Raw genomic sequence first — 17,356 nt, 5'->3', positions numbered from 1 at the left:
TTTCCTCAACTGCTGCTTGAACTAGACAATTGATCGAACGCTGACGTTAAATAATCACTTGTAGAGTTAAGCTCTGATACCAATACGTCTAACTGAACAAATTGCGCTTTATAACGAGCCATTGTCGAGTCAATGCTACTTTGCACGCTTGTATATTGCTTAGATAGCTTATCAACTAGAGTCTGAACGCTGTCTTCAGCACTAGAGATTATTCCATCGTCTTCGGTGAAACTGTTGACAGTTGAAAGCATCTCCGTCGCTAACCCAGTGCTTTTACCATCACCGACAAAAAAATCACTGACAGCTGAACTGTTTTCCGTCAACGCATTGATCAATGTTTCATCGTCAAGCGTCAATTTACCAGTAATAGTCTGACCGGTTGTACTATCAGTACTACTAGCGCCAAGAGAAATACCAAGCTCGGAAATGACTTTATAAGTATCGCTGCTTTGAGCATGACTTAACAAAGATTTGAGTTGAGTCTTGACTGAGCGCAGAACTGAATCACCGACAAGCGCACCATTATCATCGGATTGGCTTTCCCCCGCACTAACCGAAGTATAAGCACTTAATGTAGAAAAAGATGTAAGGAGCGTGTTGTAAGCATCAACCCAATCACTGATTGCGCTTACCGTATCTGTGATGCTCTTGCTGACCACCAGGTTTTCTGAGGATGTTGATACGGCACTTAAGGTTAAGGTTATCCCCTCAGCAGGCACATCAGTAATCGTGTTACTACTACGTTCAATTGAAATACCATTAGCAGTCAACTTCGCATTCTGTGCGGTAACAGTTTCTGTCATCGCTCCAGTACTTGTACTGCTGTCGTAACCCAAAATGTCATTCAATGCACTATCATTACTACTGATAGTCATGGTCGATGAAGAACCGGTAGTATCAGAAGTTATTGTTAACTGGTAACTACTATCACCAGACTGGACAATACTGGCAGTAACGCCTGCGCCAGCAGAATTGATTGCACTCGCGATACCGGCAAGCGTGGTCTGATCATCCGTCAAGCTGATATCAACAGCAGTACCACTCCCAACCTGTATTGTTAATGTTCTGTCGCTTAAGCCAGTGGTACCAAGCTCTGTCGTTTTACTACTCTGCGTGCCGCTTGCAAGAGTTTGAGCCTTTGCCAGCTGCGTCACATCTATACTATAACTACCCGTTGCTGCACTGGATGTGGCAGTGCTAGTAAACGCGGTATTGGTAGAAGTCTTCCTTACGGTGTATAAGGAACTGTCAGTTAACGCTTCAGTGGCCGTCGCATACGTTTCCAAGGCACTTTGCAACGTACCATATGCCGTTATTTTAGCCTCATAGCTTGTTTGTTTAGTTGTTATCGCTGTAAGCTTTTGATCTTCTACTTCTTGCAGAGAATCAAGAAGAGAACTTAGATCCAAACCAGATCCCACACCAAGTGAAGATATTAATCCCGAAGTAGAGGTGCTACTCGCAGTTGTTGTTGTCATCTATTTTGCCCCATGTTGAGATTGATCATCCGTCACTGGTATTATCGACCGCGCTATTTAAAAGTTTACACTGCCTAACAAAAAAACCAGAGACACTAATGACGATACAGTCAAAATATTGCGTTCATCCTTTCCCTGAAGAGCCTGGCACAAGCGCACTTAGCATTATAATAGCGTAAAATTATCAAGAGATAGAGAGTATCCTAAAATAAAAAATTGGCGTATCACTTGCCATTAAAAACAAGTGATAACGCCTAAAAAATACGCCCGGTTTAAGCGTATTTAAAAACTCTTATAATAAAAGTCAGATAGTTAACCATTCATAGTAAAAAGGGATAAATCTTTCAGTGAAGAAAAGGCACCATATGCAGCTTGTAGTGCCACTTGCCGCAGACTATATTCAGAATATGTTTCATATATATCAGCATCAACAAGATCACTCATTCTATCACTCATAAGAATATCCTTGCTATCACCAATACTATCCAGCGTATTCAACTCATTTAGTTTACTACCCACTGAAGCTTGGACTGTAAGCACATTATCTAATGAGTTGCTCATACCACGGTTGGCTTTGTCTAGTAACGCTGTATAATTATCAGTAATTGTTGTATCACTACCTGCATTGTCCAGGGATATATCCAAAGCTTCTAATGCAGTATCAATCGTGTTAAATACATTACTCTCACTGGTAGAACCATCAGGCTCTGTTTTATAACCTGCGGCTAAGCTCATAAATACATCACTACCTGTATCACCAGTAGTCATTGTTCGGCTGGAGTCTACTTTCTGGCTAATTGCAACGCTGCCACCTGCGTAAGTCACGTTACCACTACTATCCATTACAAAAGGTTCGGTCTCAGTCTGATATCCTGCAAATATATAATTACCATTACTGTCCGTAGTATTAGCTAATGACAATAATTGGTCTTTATAACCTTGTAATTCTGTCGCAAGCGACTGACGATCAGCATCGCTATATGTTGTATTACCTGCTTTTATGACCAGCGTTTGAACATTTTGTATGACATCAGTGACCTGATCTAATACGGTAGTTTCCAGTGACAAATTATTCGTTGCACTATCTCGAGAAGTTGCATATTGACTACTGGAAGCTTGTGTTTGTGACAATATCACCGCTTGTGAAGCTGCAATAGGATCATCAGACGGCGTATTAACTCGTTTACCAGATGACAACTGAAGCGCTGATTCCTGATATTTAGAATAAGCGTTAGTTATACTCGACAGATTCTGTTGATATATTGTTGTTGTACTGAGACGCATAGCCACCGCCCTTAATTCAATTCATATAGTAACTTAATGACTGATCTTAACTGATAGAATATCATTAGCTACCAACAGCCGATAAAAGTGAATCAAAAATAGTATTAGCAGTACTTAGTATTTTGGCATTTGCCGTATAGTATTGCTGATACCGTTGAAGGTCGACATACTCTTCCTCAAGATTCACACCTGAAATCGATTGCTGCTTTTCTGTTAACTGTGTAACTATACTTTCCTGCGTTGTATTATTAGTTTCAGCACCACTGGTTTTAACACCAATATCGCTGACGAGAGCAGCATAGGCATCATTAAATGTTGAGGTGCCATTAATTAAATTACCATCCTGAAGTGCTAATAAAGCTGATGCATTCCGGTTATCACTTTCACCAGTATCTGTATCATTCATACCTGCAGCAATTAACCCTGGATCAGTAATTTCCACCGATAAACCAGCAATAGCGTTGCTCACAGTATTTAACGTAAACTTATCACCTTCACTAGCACTACCTGATACTGTGATTTCTACACCGTCAAAGCTCAGCGTTGTATTACCACTTCCGTCTGTACCTGAGGTATAGCTGATACTTGAACCATCAGAAACCTTGGTTACAGCCCACGCGCCACTAGCGTATGTCAGCGTATAATCACTGGCCTGAACTGCAGAAGTATCAGTATAACTGGCAGATAGAACGGCCGTTCCCGAATTCTTACTGTTGCTCACAATATCTGGCGAAGCAACGCTAAAAAAGTCAGTCCCTGCATCACCATTCAAATCAACACCTTGTTTATGCTGCGTATTAAAACTGTCAGCAAGAGATAGAGCAATAACCCCTAATTGACTACGAGCGCTGTCTAACGTATCAGAGCGAAACGATAGAAGACCACCTACACTGCCACCAGTCAATGTATCTTCGTCCAACTGGATTGGGTCACCAATACCATTATCATATGCAATCGTTACTCTTGTCGGATCGTCATCTGAAGCAACAGCAGCCAACTCGTAGGACGTATTACCCTGAACGAGTGTCAGCCCATTAGATAAGCTGACACTAACCATGCTGTCTTGCGTTGTTACTGTAACACCAACAATATTGTTTAATTCACTGATCAACTGATCCCGCTGATCCAGCAATGAGTTCGCCGAACTGGAAGCACTACCTAACTGGGCAATTTTCTCGTTTAAATTAGCAATCTGCTGGGTGTAGTCATTAATTTCAGATACGCTGGTTGTCAGTTCCTGATTAATTGAGCTATCCATATCCCGCAAATACTGATCTGCACTAGAAAACTGATTCACCATACTTTGGGCGCTACTTATTACAGTCTGACGCGCAGCAGTATCACTTGCGTTTTCGCTCAATGCTTCCAATGAATCAAAAAAAGATGACATTAATGTTGAGAGACTATTATCACTGTCCGACAATAATTCATCGACCTGAGAAATTTGATTATAGTAAGAATCAGTTGCCGCATAGCTACTAGACGCTGAACGAAGCTGACTTGTGACTAATGAGTCATAAGCGCGATCAATGGAAACTAAAGTCACACCATTGCCAACAGTTCCGTAACTTGTAGTTACACCACTACTTTGAGACAAAGAAACACTTTGCTTGTTGTAACCATCGGTGTAAACGTTACTGATATTATTTGACGTCGTACTGAGCGCCACTTGCGCAGCTTTAAGCCCGGAAGACGCTATGTTAATCAAAGAACTGGACATGAAGTTTCCTTTTTATTACCCAGCAATGGCATCTACCTTTATATCGGCGGTGTCAGATCAAACTTTAGAGCCATCTCAATGGAAATTTATAATTCCTTAAAATAAACCACTTATATCATGGGTGTAGGCTTTAGCTGCTTTTTGTGTAGTGTTTTTTATTTGACCGATAATCTGAACAAGTTTGTCTCCATACCGGGGATCGGTTGCATACCCAGCCCGCTGTAGTGCATATGCAGCATCTTCTGCAGTATTGGCGTTAACGACTTCTTTGTATCGAGAGTTATTAGTCAAAAGTGAAATGTAGTCACTAATTGACTCAAGATAAGAATCATATACACGGAATTTTTCTTTTACCTTATAGGCTTTGCCGTTTTCAAACTCTGTGGTCAGCACATCTGCAACCTTCCCATCCCAGTTATTACCGGCTTTTACACCAAACAAGTTATGGCTAGGCTTACCGTCGTTCGTCATTATCTCTCGTCGTCCCCAACCAGACTCCAGCGCCGCCTGGGCCATGATGAGATGATGGGGAATACCCGTTTTTAAACTGGCAATCATTGATGGGACAGACAGCCGATCAGTGAAGCTTTCCGATGTCGGAGGCAACTGAGGTAATTCGCGTTCCTGCGAATCCGGATTGGATCGACGTAAGAATTCACCCACAAGTGCGGGAGAAAGAGCTGATGATATAAAGTCATCGCGTTTCAAAGGCATTGGCGTATTTCCGGCATTACTATCAGGCTGTTCTTTATAATTCTTGCCAAGCTGTTTGACCATCATATCTGCCAGCCCCAATCCCTTGGCAGATATATCCTGAGCTATCTGTTGGTCATACATGCTTGTATATAGACGTGTCTGATCGCTATTAAATAATCCATCCTGGGGCAACGCAGAACGCATACTTTTCAACATCATATTAACAAACAAACTCTCCACCTGATGCGCGACTTTCTTCAACCCTTCAGGATCATTACTCTTGGCCACTTCGTTACGAAGTTTGTTTAAAGATTGTACGTCATATGCTGCTGACGCTTGCTCAGATGAATTATCAAGCCGCATTATCAGATTATCTCCACGTCAGCCTTTATACATCCTGCACTGTGCATAGCTTGAATAATGGACATTAGATCCATGGGTTTCGCACCAAGTGAATTCAGTGCACGTATAACACTATTCAGATTAGTCCCGGCATTTACCCGTTGAAGCGAACCACCTTCCTGCCTCACATCAATCTGTGTTTGTTGTGTCACCGTCGTCTGACCGCCCGCTAAAGGCGTGTTAGGTTGACTGACGTTTTGCTGATTGTTCACCACCACTGACAGATTGCCTTGGGCTACAGCGCATGAATCCAGAATAACGTTACGATTCATAACAACAGACCCCGTGCGTGAATTAATAATAATCTTGGCATCCATCTCACCAGCATCAATATTAATATCTTCAATCTGGGCCAGGAAACGAACCTGCTGAGTATTATTTGGCGGAAGTGTGATTTGTACAGTACGAGCGTCAAGCGCTCTGGCAGTTCCTATACTGTTTCTTTGATTGACAGCGTCACTGATTCGTTGTGCGAGACTAAAATTTTCCTGCTTCAATTGCAGTATAATGTGATTACTGCTTCCGAACGTATTGGGAAGCTCACGCTCAATGAATGCCCCACCATTAATTCGCCCACCCGATAACTGGTTTACCTGAACCTGGCTTCCCCCTGACGAAGCACCAGCCCCACCAACCAGTAAATTCCCCTGAGCAAGCGCATAAACCTGATTATCCACGCCTTTTAATGGAGTCATCAGTAATGTACCGCCCCTCAGACTTTTGGCAGAACCGAGGGAAGAAACCACCACATCTATTTTTTGGCCTGCACGAGCAAAGGCAGGATAATTCGCTGTAACCATTACAGCAGCCACATTTTTCAACTGCATATTCGTTCCGCTGGGCACAGTAATCCCCAATTGCGAAAGCATGTTAGTCAAACTCTGGGTTGTGAATGGTGTTTGTGTGGTTTGATCGCCTGTACCATCAAGTCCGACCACCAGACCATATCCAATAAGCGGGTTATCACGCACCCCCTGAATGTCGACCAGGTCGCGTAACCGTACAGCTGACGCTGATGAAACCAACGTCAACAATAGCGTGATAAATAAAAAAACAAGGCTACGGACCTGCATGATAAACCTCTTAAAATGGCGCCACATTCAGGAAAAAGCGTTGTAACCACCCCATTTCCTGTGCTTCATTAATATAACCCTTACCTACATATTCAATCCTGGCATCAGCAACCTGTGTCGATACCACGGAGTTGGTCCCCGTAATTGTTCGTGGATTTACAACACCGGAAAAACGTATATATTCAGTCCCTTGATTGATAGCAATCTGCTTTTCACCAATAACTTTCAAGTTACCATTGCTTAGTACATCTTTTACTGTGACGGTAATTGTCCCGGTAAAAGTATTGGTAGCAGTTGCACCGCCAGAGCCTTTAAAATCATTGGCACCAGAAGCATCAAGATCGGCCCTCGCATTTCCAAACAACCCTTGAAGCATACGTGGTGCAGTCGTCATCGTCGCGGTTGCTGAACCATCTCGAGAAGCATTAGCCGTTGAGCTTTTGCTTGCGCTGACGTTTTCCTGAAGTGTAATGGTTAATATATCACCCACATTTCTGGGACGCCGATCTTCAAACAATGGCTGATAACCATAGTTCATCGGCTGTACTGCCTGAAAAATAGCCCCATTTGCTATATATGACGTCGCTGGTGCAGGCTCAGCACTAGTCCCCCCCTCTACCAGCGATTTATGCGGTATATATGCACATCCAGATAACGAAACCGCTATAGAAAGCAACAGCATCTTGTAGATACGATGATTCCATAAAAAGCGTTTTTTCCCGTCATCACGATACATATCACTCACTGTTTTTTCTTTTTTAGTTAACACAATCTTATGCGTTCTTAAATTTGTGTAAGACGCTGCAACATGGCATCAGATGTCGATACGGCCTTGCTATTTATTTCATATGCTCGCTGTACCTGGATCATACTTACCAATTCTTCCGCAACATTAACGTTAGACGTTTCAACATAACCTTGATAAAGAACCCCAGCGCCATTCTGACCAGGAGTAGATTCTGTTGGAGAACCGGAGCTTTCTGTTTCCTGATACAGGTTTTCACCCATACTTTGCAAACCGGCTGGATTGATAAAGGTACTTAAAGTGAGCTGTCCTACCTGACTTGCCGCTGTCTGCCCCTGTAACGTGGCGCTCACCACACCATCACGGGCAACGGTTATCGTCAATGCAGTGCTGGGAATAGTTATAGCTGGCTGCACAGGATAGCCACTGGAGGTTACCAACTGCCCATTAGCATCAAGCTGGAATGAGCCATCGCGGGTATAAGCAGTAGTGCCATCAGGAAGCTGAACCTGGAAAAAACCCTGACCATTAATAGCAATATCCTTGGTATTTTCCGTCTGTTCCAGATTACCTTGACTATGTAATCGCTCAGTAGATACCGGACGAACCCCGGTACCTAGCTGTAATCCGGAAGGCAGTGTAGTTTGTTCAGAGGACTGAGCCCCCGGCTGACGCACCGTTTGATACAATAGATCCTCAAACACAGCTCGCTGACGTTTAAAACCATTAGTGCTGACGTTTGCCAGATTGTTGGATATTACATCCATATTGGTTTGCTGGGCATCAAGCCCGGTTTTTGCAATCCAAAGTGAACGAATCATATATTCACTCCTAAAAAAGTAAATTAACTGACAGACAACAGCTTGTTGGCACTTTCAGCGTTTTGGTCAATATTCGTGATAACTTTCATCTGCATTTCAAACCGACGTGCGCTACCAATCATATCCACCAAAGTTTCCACCGTGTTCACATTACTGCCTTCAAGAACCCCAGGCATGACTTGTACCGTTTCATCGGCGGGTAACGCATTACCAGTCTGCTGGGCAACCTGAGGACTCACATGGAACAAACCATCATCACCACGAACCAACTGATTGGTTGCATCTTTGACCAATTTCAATCGTCCAACCGGCCCCACCGTGTTAGGTGCATCGCCATCACCCAGAGAAGAGACGGTTCCATCCGCAGCAATCGTTATACTGGCCTGAACCGGTACGGTAAGAGGTCCACCATTACCAACCACCGGGTATCCCTCAATGGTTAGCTGCCCCGTCGCATCGACTTGAATGGAACCATTTCGTGTATAGGCCTCTTCGCCGTTTGGTAACTGTACAGTCAACCATCCTTGCTCTTGGACAGCGACATCCAAAGGACGGGAGGTGTAATTCAATGGACCTTGCGTCATATCAGCACCTGGTGTTGATGCGACAACAAGGGTACGAGTTGGCATTGAAGGTCCATCAATCGGTACGGCTCGCATCGCATTCAGTTGCGCACGAAAACCAGGAGTAGATGAATTTGCCAGATTGTTGGCTATTACCGCTTGCTGATCCAACGTTTGACTTGCCGCGCCCATCGCGGTGTAGATGGCATGATCCATATCGTTGCCCTGTTTCTATTATTAACGCAGGTTTACAAGCGTATTCAGGATTGAATCCTGGGTTTTTATCGTCTGTGCATTAGATTGATAGTTACGCTGTGCTACGATCATATTTACCAGTTCAGTACCCAAGTCTACGTTGGAAGACTCCAATGCCCCACTGGTTAAATCGCCAAAAATACCTGAACCGGCAGTCCCGACAAGTGCAGCCCCAGAAGATGATGTTTCCGACCAAACGTTATCACCTTCCGATGACAATCCCTGAGGATTAGCAAAACTGGCGAGAACAATCTGCCCAAGAAGTTGACTTTGTCCATTAGAATAGGTGCCGGTGATAGTACCATCATCATTAATGGTGTATGAGCTCAGGTCACCCGCCGTATAACCATCCTGGCTTTTACTACTGGTACTACTGGATGTTGAACTTTGTTGCGTTGAGCCGGCAAAAGATAAAGTAAAGGAGTTCGCAGCAGAACCGTTAAGAGCATTAGTGGACACCGTTAGATCGGTGGTGCCAGTGATCTGTCCACTGGTATTGAAAGAGAGCGTACCTAATGTTTGAGTCGTTGCTGTTGAGTCACTGCTATCTACACCATAAACGGTCCAGGAGTTATCTGCAGTTTTAACAAAATACATATTGATATTATGAGTATTACCCAAGCTGTCATACGTCGTCAGTGTTTGGGTATAGTTATAGGTACTGGAATCTGTCGCATCAAAGGTTGAAGTGATTGCATCATCACTGGAATTCAGGTTAACCACCATCGATGATGTTGTTGTCTCTTGTGCCGGAATTGAACTTGATGGAATAGATAAGATAGTCGGTTGTGCGCCAGTATTGACTGTCGGCGGTGTTCCAGTTGCCGCATAACCGGTAATGTAATAACCCGTACTGTTAACCAAATTACGGTCTGCATCTAACGATAATTCGCCGTTTCTGGAATAATATATTGAACCACTATCATCAACCACACGGAAAAAACCGGTGCCGGAGATAGCCACATCCGTACCAACATCCGTACTTTCCACCGTACCATCTGAAAAATCTTGCGAAACAGACGCAACTTTAACCCCTAACCCAACATCCGAAGCAGCATAAATATCAGCAAAAGATACGGATGCTGATTTAAACCCTGTGGTTTCTGAGTTGGCAATGTTGTTACCTATGACATCCAAATTGCTGGAAGCAGCGTTGAGTCCACTTATTGCTTGTGAAAAACCCATCTGAAGGCTCTCCTGAAAAGTTAATAAAATAATGTGAGTACAAAAAGCGATACATATCCGCTTTTTCCATCTATCTCAGTCAAATAATCTGCTTCACATCACTCAGTGATGCTGTTCCAGCCAAGCCCAAATTGAGCACCGAATCATCGGAGTCAGTATTCACACCATAGACAAGTGCATATTGCAGCGGTGTTGCAACAACACTTGATCCGGATGAAGCCGCATTAACCGAATAAGTGTAAGTTCCTTCACTTACCGCTGTCCCGGAGTCGTCAGTACCGTCCCAGCTGTAAGTTTGAACACCAGCACTCTGAGAGCCAAGATCCACGGTTCTAACCGTGTTCCCGCTAGAATCTTTTATGGTCACGGTGACATCGGTTGCGGCATTATCCAGTTCAATGCCGAAAGGTGTAGTAGAGCTGTCTTCCCCAACAACAATGCTATTACCTTCGATAAGTACACCATGGCCTATCAATGTTGATGCCTGCAAGGTTGTACTGGTATCTAACTGAGTCGATATGGAACCCAGCGTAGTATTAAGATTTTCAATCCCGTTCAACGTGCTAATCTGGGCCAACTGTGTTGTTAACTGGCTATTATCCATTGGATCGGTGGGATCCTGATTTTGCAGTTGCGCCACCAACAATGTTAAGAACTCATCCTGTAGATCCTCACTGCTATTCGTACTTGAAGTACTACTGACAGCGCTGGTACCTGTTGATTCAGTAAGTGAAACTGCAACGCTCATGATCTCTCTCCCGCCCCATTATTGACCTAATGTCAGTGTTTTCTGCATCAGCGATTTTGCCGTATTAAGTACTTCCACATTCGCCTGATAGCTACGCGACGCAGATATCGAGTTAACCATTTCAGCCGTTACATCTACGTTAGGCATACGCACATAACCACGTTCGTCAGCCAGAGGATTGCCAGGTTGATACACTAATTTATCTGGCGAGGTATCTTCGACAACGCTATCCACCCGTACTCCGCCAATAGCCTCTCCATCCTGTGCCGCGACTTTAAACACTACCTGTTTGGCACGATAAGGTTGACCATCCGGACCAGTCACACTGTCAGCATTCGCTAAGTTACTGGCACTAACGTTCATACGTTGTGATTGTGCAGTTAATGCAGAACCTGATATCTCAAAAATATTGATCAATGACATATGAATTATTTTTCCTGTAACACTGCCGTCATGCTTTTTATTTGCCCATTTAATACGGTGAGCTCACTTTGATAACGTAGGCTGTTATCCGCAAAATTTGTTCGCTCTCTGTCCATATCGACAGTGTTGCCATCCATTGCAGGTTGGTCTGGAACCCGATACAACAAATCCATATCGGAAAATGTCGCACTACTGGCCGATATATGGCGTGAAGAGGTAACTGTTAATCCAATCGTTGTTTCAGATGTACGCCCCTGCTTCATCGCTTTTGTCAATTCGTTGGCAAAATCAATGTCACGAGCTTGATAACCCGGGGTGTCGGCATTAGCAATATTGCCAGCGAGGATTTCCTGACGCTGTGCCCGCAAATTTAACGCCTCTTGCTGGAAACGAAATGCTGCATCTAATTTATCAAGCATACTTTTCCCTTAAAAAAAAGGTGAAGGGATAGTGATGGTAAACAGCATAAACTGCGGGCGGCAACTTTATCGCTGGAATAAGCGTGAAATGAGTGGCTATTTTCTCCTTTGACCAAGAAGACATAGATGTAGACTGATCGACCTATCTTGCATGGGTTATGTCGTTTACAAAGGGGAAGGCGTCTGAAAGGCTATATCATACCTCGCGTTCATGGAGGAATAATGAAGTTTAACTGTAGACTGACGCTGATCTCGACTCTTTTTTTTGTGTTGAGTACCGCGACACATGCCGCAGATCTCCCTTCAGAAATAACCTCTTTCATGAAAAGCCAAGTAAATTTCCCTGCTGCTGAGGTAAAGGTAAATGTCAAAACGCCGCTGGAAAGTATCCCATTATGTGAAAAACCACAATTTTCTCTGCCATCAAGAAGGAAAGTTTGGGGCAACATCAGTATCAAGATGACTTGTGGTACACAAAAACACTTTATACAAGTATATGTTCAGGTAACAGCGCCTTATGTCATCGCTGCCAAACCTATAGTGCCACGACATGAAATTAAAGCAGGAGATGTCACGTTACAAAGAGGCAGGCTGGATTCCTTGCTCGGAATGCCACTCAGCGATCCTTCTCTCGCTATTGGTTCGATTAGTATACGTATGATTGGTGCAGGGCAGCCTATTTCATCAAGAATGCTGAGAAAAGTCTGGTCCGTCAAAATGGGGGAAATTGTAAAGGTGATTGCCCTAGGATCCGGTTTTAGCATTACCAGTATAGGCAAAGTCATGGATAATGCTGCCATAAATGATAATGTCCGAATACGCATGGATTCCGGACAAATAGTCAGTGGAATAGTCAGGGATAAAGGTTTGGTAGAGATCGCACAATGAAAGGTTAAAGATTCGGTTAAACTTACCGATAGTTACTGTAGCCACTATTCTAACCAGACATCAGTCATGCAGAGAGGACATCATGAGCATAGATAGCACTCGCCCGGTATCAGGGGTTAACTCGATACAGAGCAAAGAAACAGATCATCTTCAAACATCCAAAAGCAAATCGTCTACGACTAGTACTTCTGTTGAAAGCTCGCAAACACAGGTCAGCCTTAGTGAGGCCCAATCTCGTCTTATGCAACCGAGTAGTCAAGACATTGATATGGAAAAGGTTGAGAACCTCAAGCAGGCTATAAAAGATGGCAAGCTTGAAGTCAATGTAGGTAAAATCGCTGACGCATTAATTAACGAAGCACAATCAGATATCTAATAACTACAACGAAGGCTTGATGGGCAAAATGCAAATGAATGACATACTTGAACGTATGCTGGACACATTAATAACCCTGCAGAGTATCTTGGAGCACGAGCAGGAAGAGTTAAGCGCTGTTCGGGTTAATGCCCCTTTTTTGCATCGTCTGACAGAGAATAAAAACGAACAGTTGTCTATTCTTAAGCATTTTGATAACAAAAGGCTGGAAATGGATAAAGTGCTCAATGTTTCAGCCCCTTATCACAATATTCCTGAATTCAACTCAGCTTGGCTGAAAATCCATGATTTAACTCGCACATTAAGTGAGAATAATTACAGAAATGGATTATTACTGGATATTCATCTTAAAAACACGCAAGAAGCGTTAAACTTTTTTGAGCAGAAAAAACGTCAGGATATTTATGGCCCAGATGGTCATTCACAAACTAAAGGCAGCAAGTTAGGCCGGAAGTTTGGTGTTTAGGATTAATCAGCCGCTGATACGCCCCTACCGCTGATAGTTGATGATTATCTGATAGTGAAGCACATTAATGGGTGGACGAAGCGCCCCTTTCCCTGGAACATAAAACTGAAGATAGAAAGGGCTCACCACTGCTTTTCCTTTCAACCCTTGACTACGTCCACTTCCCCCATCCAAATGAATACACGCGCTCTGTGTACATAATGCTGATTTAAAACCAGAAGGAGGAGAAGCAGAGAGCTCGTAGCGCCAATTAACAGAAGTAATCGTTGCCCCTTTGGGGATTGAATCATTCACTGTCATTACTGAACGCGCATAAATTCCTTTTTGTCTTATCAACAAGTTTGTTCCTTCCTGCGATAAGCTCCCATCAGCGGAGTTAGCCGCTCTTTGCATCAACAACAATAATGCCAACGCTAGAAAAACATACCTCACTTATTGAGTCCGCCAATGACTGATGTCATCCTGATTTGACGGTTATCACTAATTTCCTGGTTAGAAAGCACAACCAATTGCGGTAGACTACGGCGTAAAAAACGAGCAAGTAACGGTCTCAGAGCATGAGTAACAAGAAGAACCAGCGGAGCCCCTATTGCTTCTTGGTTCTGAACAGCATCTTGTGCCTGTTCTAGTAGACGATCAGCCATGCCAGGCTCCAAACCACCACCATTTTGTAAAGCCTGCTGCAATACTCGCTCTAAAGATGAATCCAAGCCAATAACCTGTATCTCATCCTTGCCAGGGAACCATTGCTGAGTAATAGACCGACCTAATGCCACTCTGACTACTACCGTCAATTCATTAGGATCTTTTTGCACCGGCGCATGCTCAGATAACACTTCTAAAATAGTGCACATATCACGGATAGAGACTCTCTCCGCCAACAGATTCTGTAGTACCTTATGCAACACCGTTAAAGTAACGACGCCAGGGATAAAATCTTCGGCCAGCTTGGGCATCTCTTTCGAAACACGGTCCATAAGCTGCTGTGTTTCCTGTCTTCCCAACAACTCACTAGAATATAAATTGAGCAAGTGATTTAAGTGTGTTGCTACCACAGTACTTGCTTCAACTACCGTATACCCCTGAGCCTGGGCCTGATCTTTTATTGCACTATCAATCCAGATAGCAGGTAAGCCAAAGGCAGGGTCTTTTGTTACATCACCGGTTAACTTGCCGATTGCACTACCTGGATTAATTGCCATCCAGCGCCCAGGATGAGCCTCACCACTACCGACCTCCACTCCTTTCATCAAAATACGATAGCTGGCGGGTTGTAACTCCAGATTATCCCGGATGTGTACAACAGGAGGCAGAAAACCAATTTCCTGAGCAAATTTCTTACGAATACTACGAATGCGTCCAAGTAATTCGCCATTTTGCTGGAAATCGACCATAGGAATTAGTCTGTAACCCACTTCTAAACCCAAAAGGTCTTCAAGCTGAACATCAGACCAACTGGCTTCCACAATTTGCTGCTGCTGGCTTTCCGATTTTACAGGCGTTACATCGATTGCTTTTTTTCTTTCCACACTGCCACGCATCCACCAGGCAAGCCCCAGCAATATTGCGGTAAAAAGCAAAAATACAAAATTAGGCATCCCTGGGACCAGGCCAATTAATCCAAGAACCCCTGCGCTCAATATCATGACACGCGGGTTATTAAATAATTGGGTGACCATCTGCTGACCGACATCCTGATCGGTACTAACCCGAGTCACTATCACACCAGCGGCTGTAGAAATAACAAGGGCAGGGATTTGTGCAACCAGCCCATCACCGATGGTCAAAAGCGTATAACTTTCTGCGGCTTGTCCTAATGACATTCCATGTTGAATTGACCCGACCAAAAGCCCACCGATAACATTGATGACCATAATCATCAGGCCGGCAATCGCGTCTCCGCGCACAAATTTACTGGCACCATCCATAGAGCCATAGAAATCGGCTTCTTGAGTGACCTCCTGACGACGCCTTTTAGCGTCTTCTTCTCCAATTAATCCAGCGTTAAGATCTGCGTCTATTGCCATCTGCTTACCAGGCATACCATCCAAAACGAAGCGAGCACCGACCTCTGCGATGCGACCTGCGCCTTTAGTGATAACCATAAAGTTGATTAACACCAGAATAATGAATACGACGATCCCTATGGCGAAATTGCCGCCAACAAGGAAATGACCAAAAGCCTCAACCACCTTACCCGCCGCAGCTGCCCCCGTATGCCCATCCATCAGAATTATACGTGTCGAGGCAACGTTCAAAGATAATCGCAATAAAGTGGAAAACAGCAAAATGGTAGGAAATGCAGCGAAATCAAGAGTTCGCTGGGTAAACATTGCGACCAGTAACACCATTACTGAGAGAGTAATATTGAAAGTAAATAAAAGATCCAGCACAAAAGGTGGTAGTGGTAGTACCATCATGGACAGAATCATCAGGATTAATATAGGTCCAGCTAATATCTGCCATTGTGTGTCTTTAAAATTGCTCGGTAGACGGAGCAACGCAACCAGGTTAGCCATCAGTAATGTTCTCTTTAGCAAAATCCAGCGCGTCTGGCACTGGTAAATGAGTCGGCTTAAGTGGAACTAATCCGCCTTCGCGTTTCCAACGCTTAATTTTATAAACCCAGACTAAAACTTCAGCGACTGCCGAATACAAGGTCGCAGGTATATGTTGTCCTATTTCAGAGTGTCTATACAGTGCACGTGCGAGCGGGGGAGCCTCCAGTACAGGGATTCTATGCTCTGATGCCACTTCCCTAATCTTCAAAGCAATATCTCCGGCCCCTTTGGCAAGTACCTTCGGAGCACTCATCTTTTTTTCATCATATTGCAACGCCACTGAATAGTGTGTTGGATTGGTAACAATGACATCAGCATTAGGAACATCAGACATCATGCGTCTCTGGGCCATTGCTCGCTGCATCTGCCGAATACGCCCCTTGATATGTGGATCACCTTCATTTTGCTTATATTCATCACGGATATCTTGTTTGCTCATACGAAGTTTTTTGATGTGACTCCACACTTGCCAAAATACGTCAAATGCCACCATGGGGATTAACCCCATAATAATAAAAAAACCACAGGTTACGATAATGCTCAAAGCGTCACCCAACGCACTAACCGGCGGTTCAGATATCAAATGCAGCATTTTTGACCAGTGGGTCCACAGAAACCAGCTCGCGATACTTCCAACCACGAGTGCTTTCAGCACAGCTTTGAATAACTCGGCCAGCGTCTGAGAAGAAAACAACCGTTTTAAGCCAGCGAGGGGATTTAATTTATCCAGCTTGAACTGAAGTGCACTGGCGCTAAACAGAATCCCGCCCAATAACATTGGAGCAACTAACGCAACCACTACCGTTCCAATCATTATGGGAAGTAACGCTGCCCCGGCCAACTTCACCAATAATATGATATGACGGAACATCTGTTTCTCGTCACTAACAATGCCATGATCAAAAAACAGCCCCTGAGTCACTATCGCTGCCAATTTATGACTAAGGACTCCGCCTGACAGCCATAAAGTAACTAATCCAGTGACGAGCATTAATACAGACGTCAACTCTCGGGAGCGAGGTACCTGGCCTTCCTCTCGAGCTTTTTCTTCTCGGTGGGGGGTAGGAGCTTCTGTTTTTTCTAAATCACTATCATCAGCCACTACAACTTACCTACATCATTTGGCAATCATGAATATCTACTGCTTAGCATGACAAATATGTTTAAACTTTATGGGTGGAAAAAGGTAGAAAAGACATGGCTATTTAAAGCATAAGAAAAGGAGCATAGAAATTTACGACCGGGAAAAGCCC

The 17,356-nt window shown here is 43.9% G+C and carries 18 protein-coding genes; 3 read left to right on the top strand and 15 right to left on the bottom strand.

The annotated features are described in order from the left end of the window. Positions 1–5 precede the first annotated feature (5 nt). From fliD to flgB, 12 genes are all read right to left on the bottom strand, one after another. Positions 6–1,478, bottom strand: a complete 1,473-nt coding sequence (gene fliD, locus RS889_RS09035; RefSeq protein ID WP_315710353.1) for a flagellar filament capping protein FliD — start codon at positions 1,476–1,478, stop codon at positions 6–8. Between the two features lie 312 nt (positions 1,479–1,790). Beyond that, positions 1,791–2,762, bottom strand: a complete 972-nt coding sequence (flgL, locus tag RS889_RS09030; RefSeq protein WP_315710351.1) for a flagellar hook-associated protein FlgL — start codon at positions 2,760–2,762, stop codon at positions 1,791–1,793. A gap of 64 nt (positions 2,763–2,826) precedes the next feature. After that, positions 2,827–4,482 carry a flagellar hook-associated protein FlgK gene (gene flgK, locus RS889_RS09025; protein ID WP_315710349.1) on the bottom strand — a complete coding sequence of 552 codons (1,656 nt, stop codon included), beginning with the start codon at positions 4,480–4,482 and terminating at the stop codon, positions 2,827–2,829. A 96-nt stretch (positions 4,483–4,578) separates the two neighbouring features. Continuing rightward, positions 4,579–5,541: a flagellar assembly peptidoglycan hydrolase FlgJ gene (gene flgJ, locus RS889_RS09020; protein WP_315710347.1), complete on the bottom strand. Its 963-nt coding sequence runs from the start codon at positions 5,539–5,541 to the stop codon at positions 4,579–4,581. 2 nt (positions 5,542–5,543) lie between these two features. After that, positions 5,544–6,653 (bottom strand): flagellar basal body P-ring protein FlgI, encoded by a 1,110-nt coding sequence (locus tag RS889_RS09015; protein ID WP_315710345.1) that lies wholly within the window; start codon positions 6,651–6,653, stop codon positions 5,544–5,546. A 10-nt stretch (positions 6,654–6,663) separates the two neighbouring features. Beyond that, positions 6,664–7,335: a flagellar basal body L-ring protein FlgH gene (locus RS889_RS09010; RefSeq protein WP_315710959.1), complete on the bottom strand. Its 672-nt coding sequence runs from the start codon at positions 7,333–7,335 to the stop codon at positions 6,664–6,666. A 101-nt stretch (positions 7,336–7,436) separates the two neighbouring features. Beyond that, positions 7,437–8,219 (bottom strand): flagellar basal-body rod protein FlgG, encoded by a 783-nt coding sequence (gene flgG, locus RS889_RS09005; protein WP_315710344.1) that lies wholly within the window; start codon positions 8,217–8,219, stop codon positions 7,437–7,439. 23 nt (positions 8,220–8,242) lie between these two features. Then, the gene (locus RS889_RS09000) at positions 8,243–8,998 is read right to left on the bottom strand and encodes a flagellar basal body rod protein FlgF (protein ID WP_315710343.1); all 756 of its coding nucleotides are present in this window, start codon (positions 8,996–8,998) and stop codon (positions 8,243–8,245) included. 21 nt (positions 8,999–9,019) lie between these two features. Next, the gene (flgE, locus tag RS889_RS08995) at positions 9,020–10,222 is read right to left on the bottom strand and encodes a flagellar hook protein FlgE (protein WP_315710341.1); all 1,203 of its coding nucleotides are present in this window, start codon (positions 10,220–10,222) and stop codon (positions 9,020–9,022) included. A 79-nt stretch (positions 10,223–10,301) separates the two neighbouring features. Next, positions 10,302–10,970 carry a flagellar hook assembly protein FlgD gene (gene flgD / locus RS889_RS08990; RefSeq protein ID WP_315710340.1) on the bottom strand — a complete coding sequence of 223 codons (669 nt, stop codon included), beginning with the start codon at positions 10,968–10,970 and terminating at the stop codon, positions 10,302–10,304. Positions 10,971–10,988: 18 nt separating this feature from the next. Beyond that, complete coding sequence (gene flgC, locus RS889_RS08985; RefSeq protein WP_315710339.1) at positions 10,989–11,393, bottom strand: flagellar basal body rod protein FlgC; 405 nt, start codon at positions 11,391–11,393, stop codon at positions 10,989–10,991. Positions 11,394–11,398: 5 nt separating this feature from the next. Continuing rightward, positions 11,399–11,812, bottom strand: coding sequence for a flagellar basal body rod protein FlgB (gene flgB / locus RS889_RS08980; protein ID WP_315710338.1), 414 nt, complete (start codon positions 11,810–11,812; stop codon positions 11,399–11,401). Positions 11,813–12,034: 222 nt separating this feature from the next. Between flgB and flgA the strand changes: the two genes are divergently transcribed. From flgA to RS889_RS08965, 3 genes are all read left to right on the top strand, one after another. Then, the gene (gene flgA, locus RS889_RS08975) at positions 12,035–12,700 is read left to right on the top strand and encodes a flagellar basal body P-ring formation chaperone FlgA (RefSeq protein ID WP_315710336.1); all 666 of its coding nucleotides are present in this window, start codon (positions 12,035–12,037) and stop codon (positions 12,698–12,700) included. Between the two features lie 82 nt (positions 12,701–12,782). Then, the gene (gene flgM, locus RS889_RS08970) at positions 12,783–13,076 is read left to right on the top strand and encodes a flagellar biosynthesis anti-sigma factor FlgM (protein WP_315710335.1); all 294 of its coding nucleotides are present in this window, start codon (positions 12,783–12,785) and stop codon (positions 13,074–13,076) included. A 19-nt stretch (positions 13,077–13,095) separates the two neighbouring features. Then, positions 13,096–13,542 carry a flagella synthesis protein FlgN gene (locus tag RS889_RS08965; protein WP_315710333.1) on the top strand — a complete coding sequence of 149 codons (447 nt, stop codon included), beginning with the start codon at positions 13,096–13,098 and terminating at the stop codon, positions 13,540–13,542. A gap of 24 nt (positions 13,543–13,566) precedes the next feature. On the opposite strand, the gene RS889_RS08960 is transcribed toward RS889_RS08965, so the two are convergent. From RS889_RS08960 to flhB, 3 genes are all read right to left on the bottom strand, one after another. Continuing rightward, positions 13,567–13,881 carry a flagellar protein FlhE gene (locus tag RS889_RS08960; RefSeq protein WP_315710331.1) on the bottom strand — a complete coding sequence of 105 codons (315 nt, stop codon included), beginning with the start codon at positions 13,879–13,881 and terminating at the stop codon, positions 13,567–13,569. 89 nt (positions 13,882–13,970) lie between these two features. Continuing rightward, positions 13,971–16,061, bottom strand: a complete 2,091-nt coding sequence (gene flhA / locus RS889_RS08955) for a flagellar biosynthesis protein FlhA (protein WP_315710329.1) — start codon at positions 16,059–16,061, stop codon at positions 13,971–13,973. Beyond that, positions 16,054–17,205, bottom strand: coding sequence for a flagellar biosynthesis protein FlhB (gene flhB, locus RS889_RS08950; RefSeq protein ID WP_315710328.1), 1,152 nt, complete (start codon positions 17,203–17,205; stop codon positions 16,054–16,056). The genes flhA and flhB overlap by 8 nt, the downstream gene beginning before the upstream one ends. Between the last annotated feature and the right edge of the window lie 151 nt (positions 17,206–17,356).

Origin of the sequence: Brenneria uluponensis, from assembly GCF_032395385.1 — a bacterium.
GTDB lineage: Bacteria > Pseudomonadota > Gammaproteobacteria > Enterobacterales > Enterobacteriaceae > Prodigiosinella > Prodigiosinella aquatilis.
This window is presented reverse-complemented; position numbering and strand designations above follow the sequence as displayed.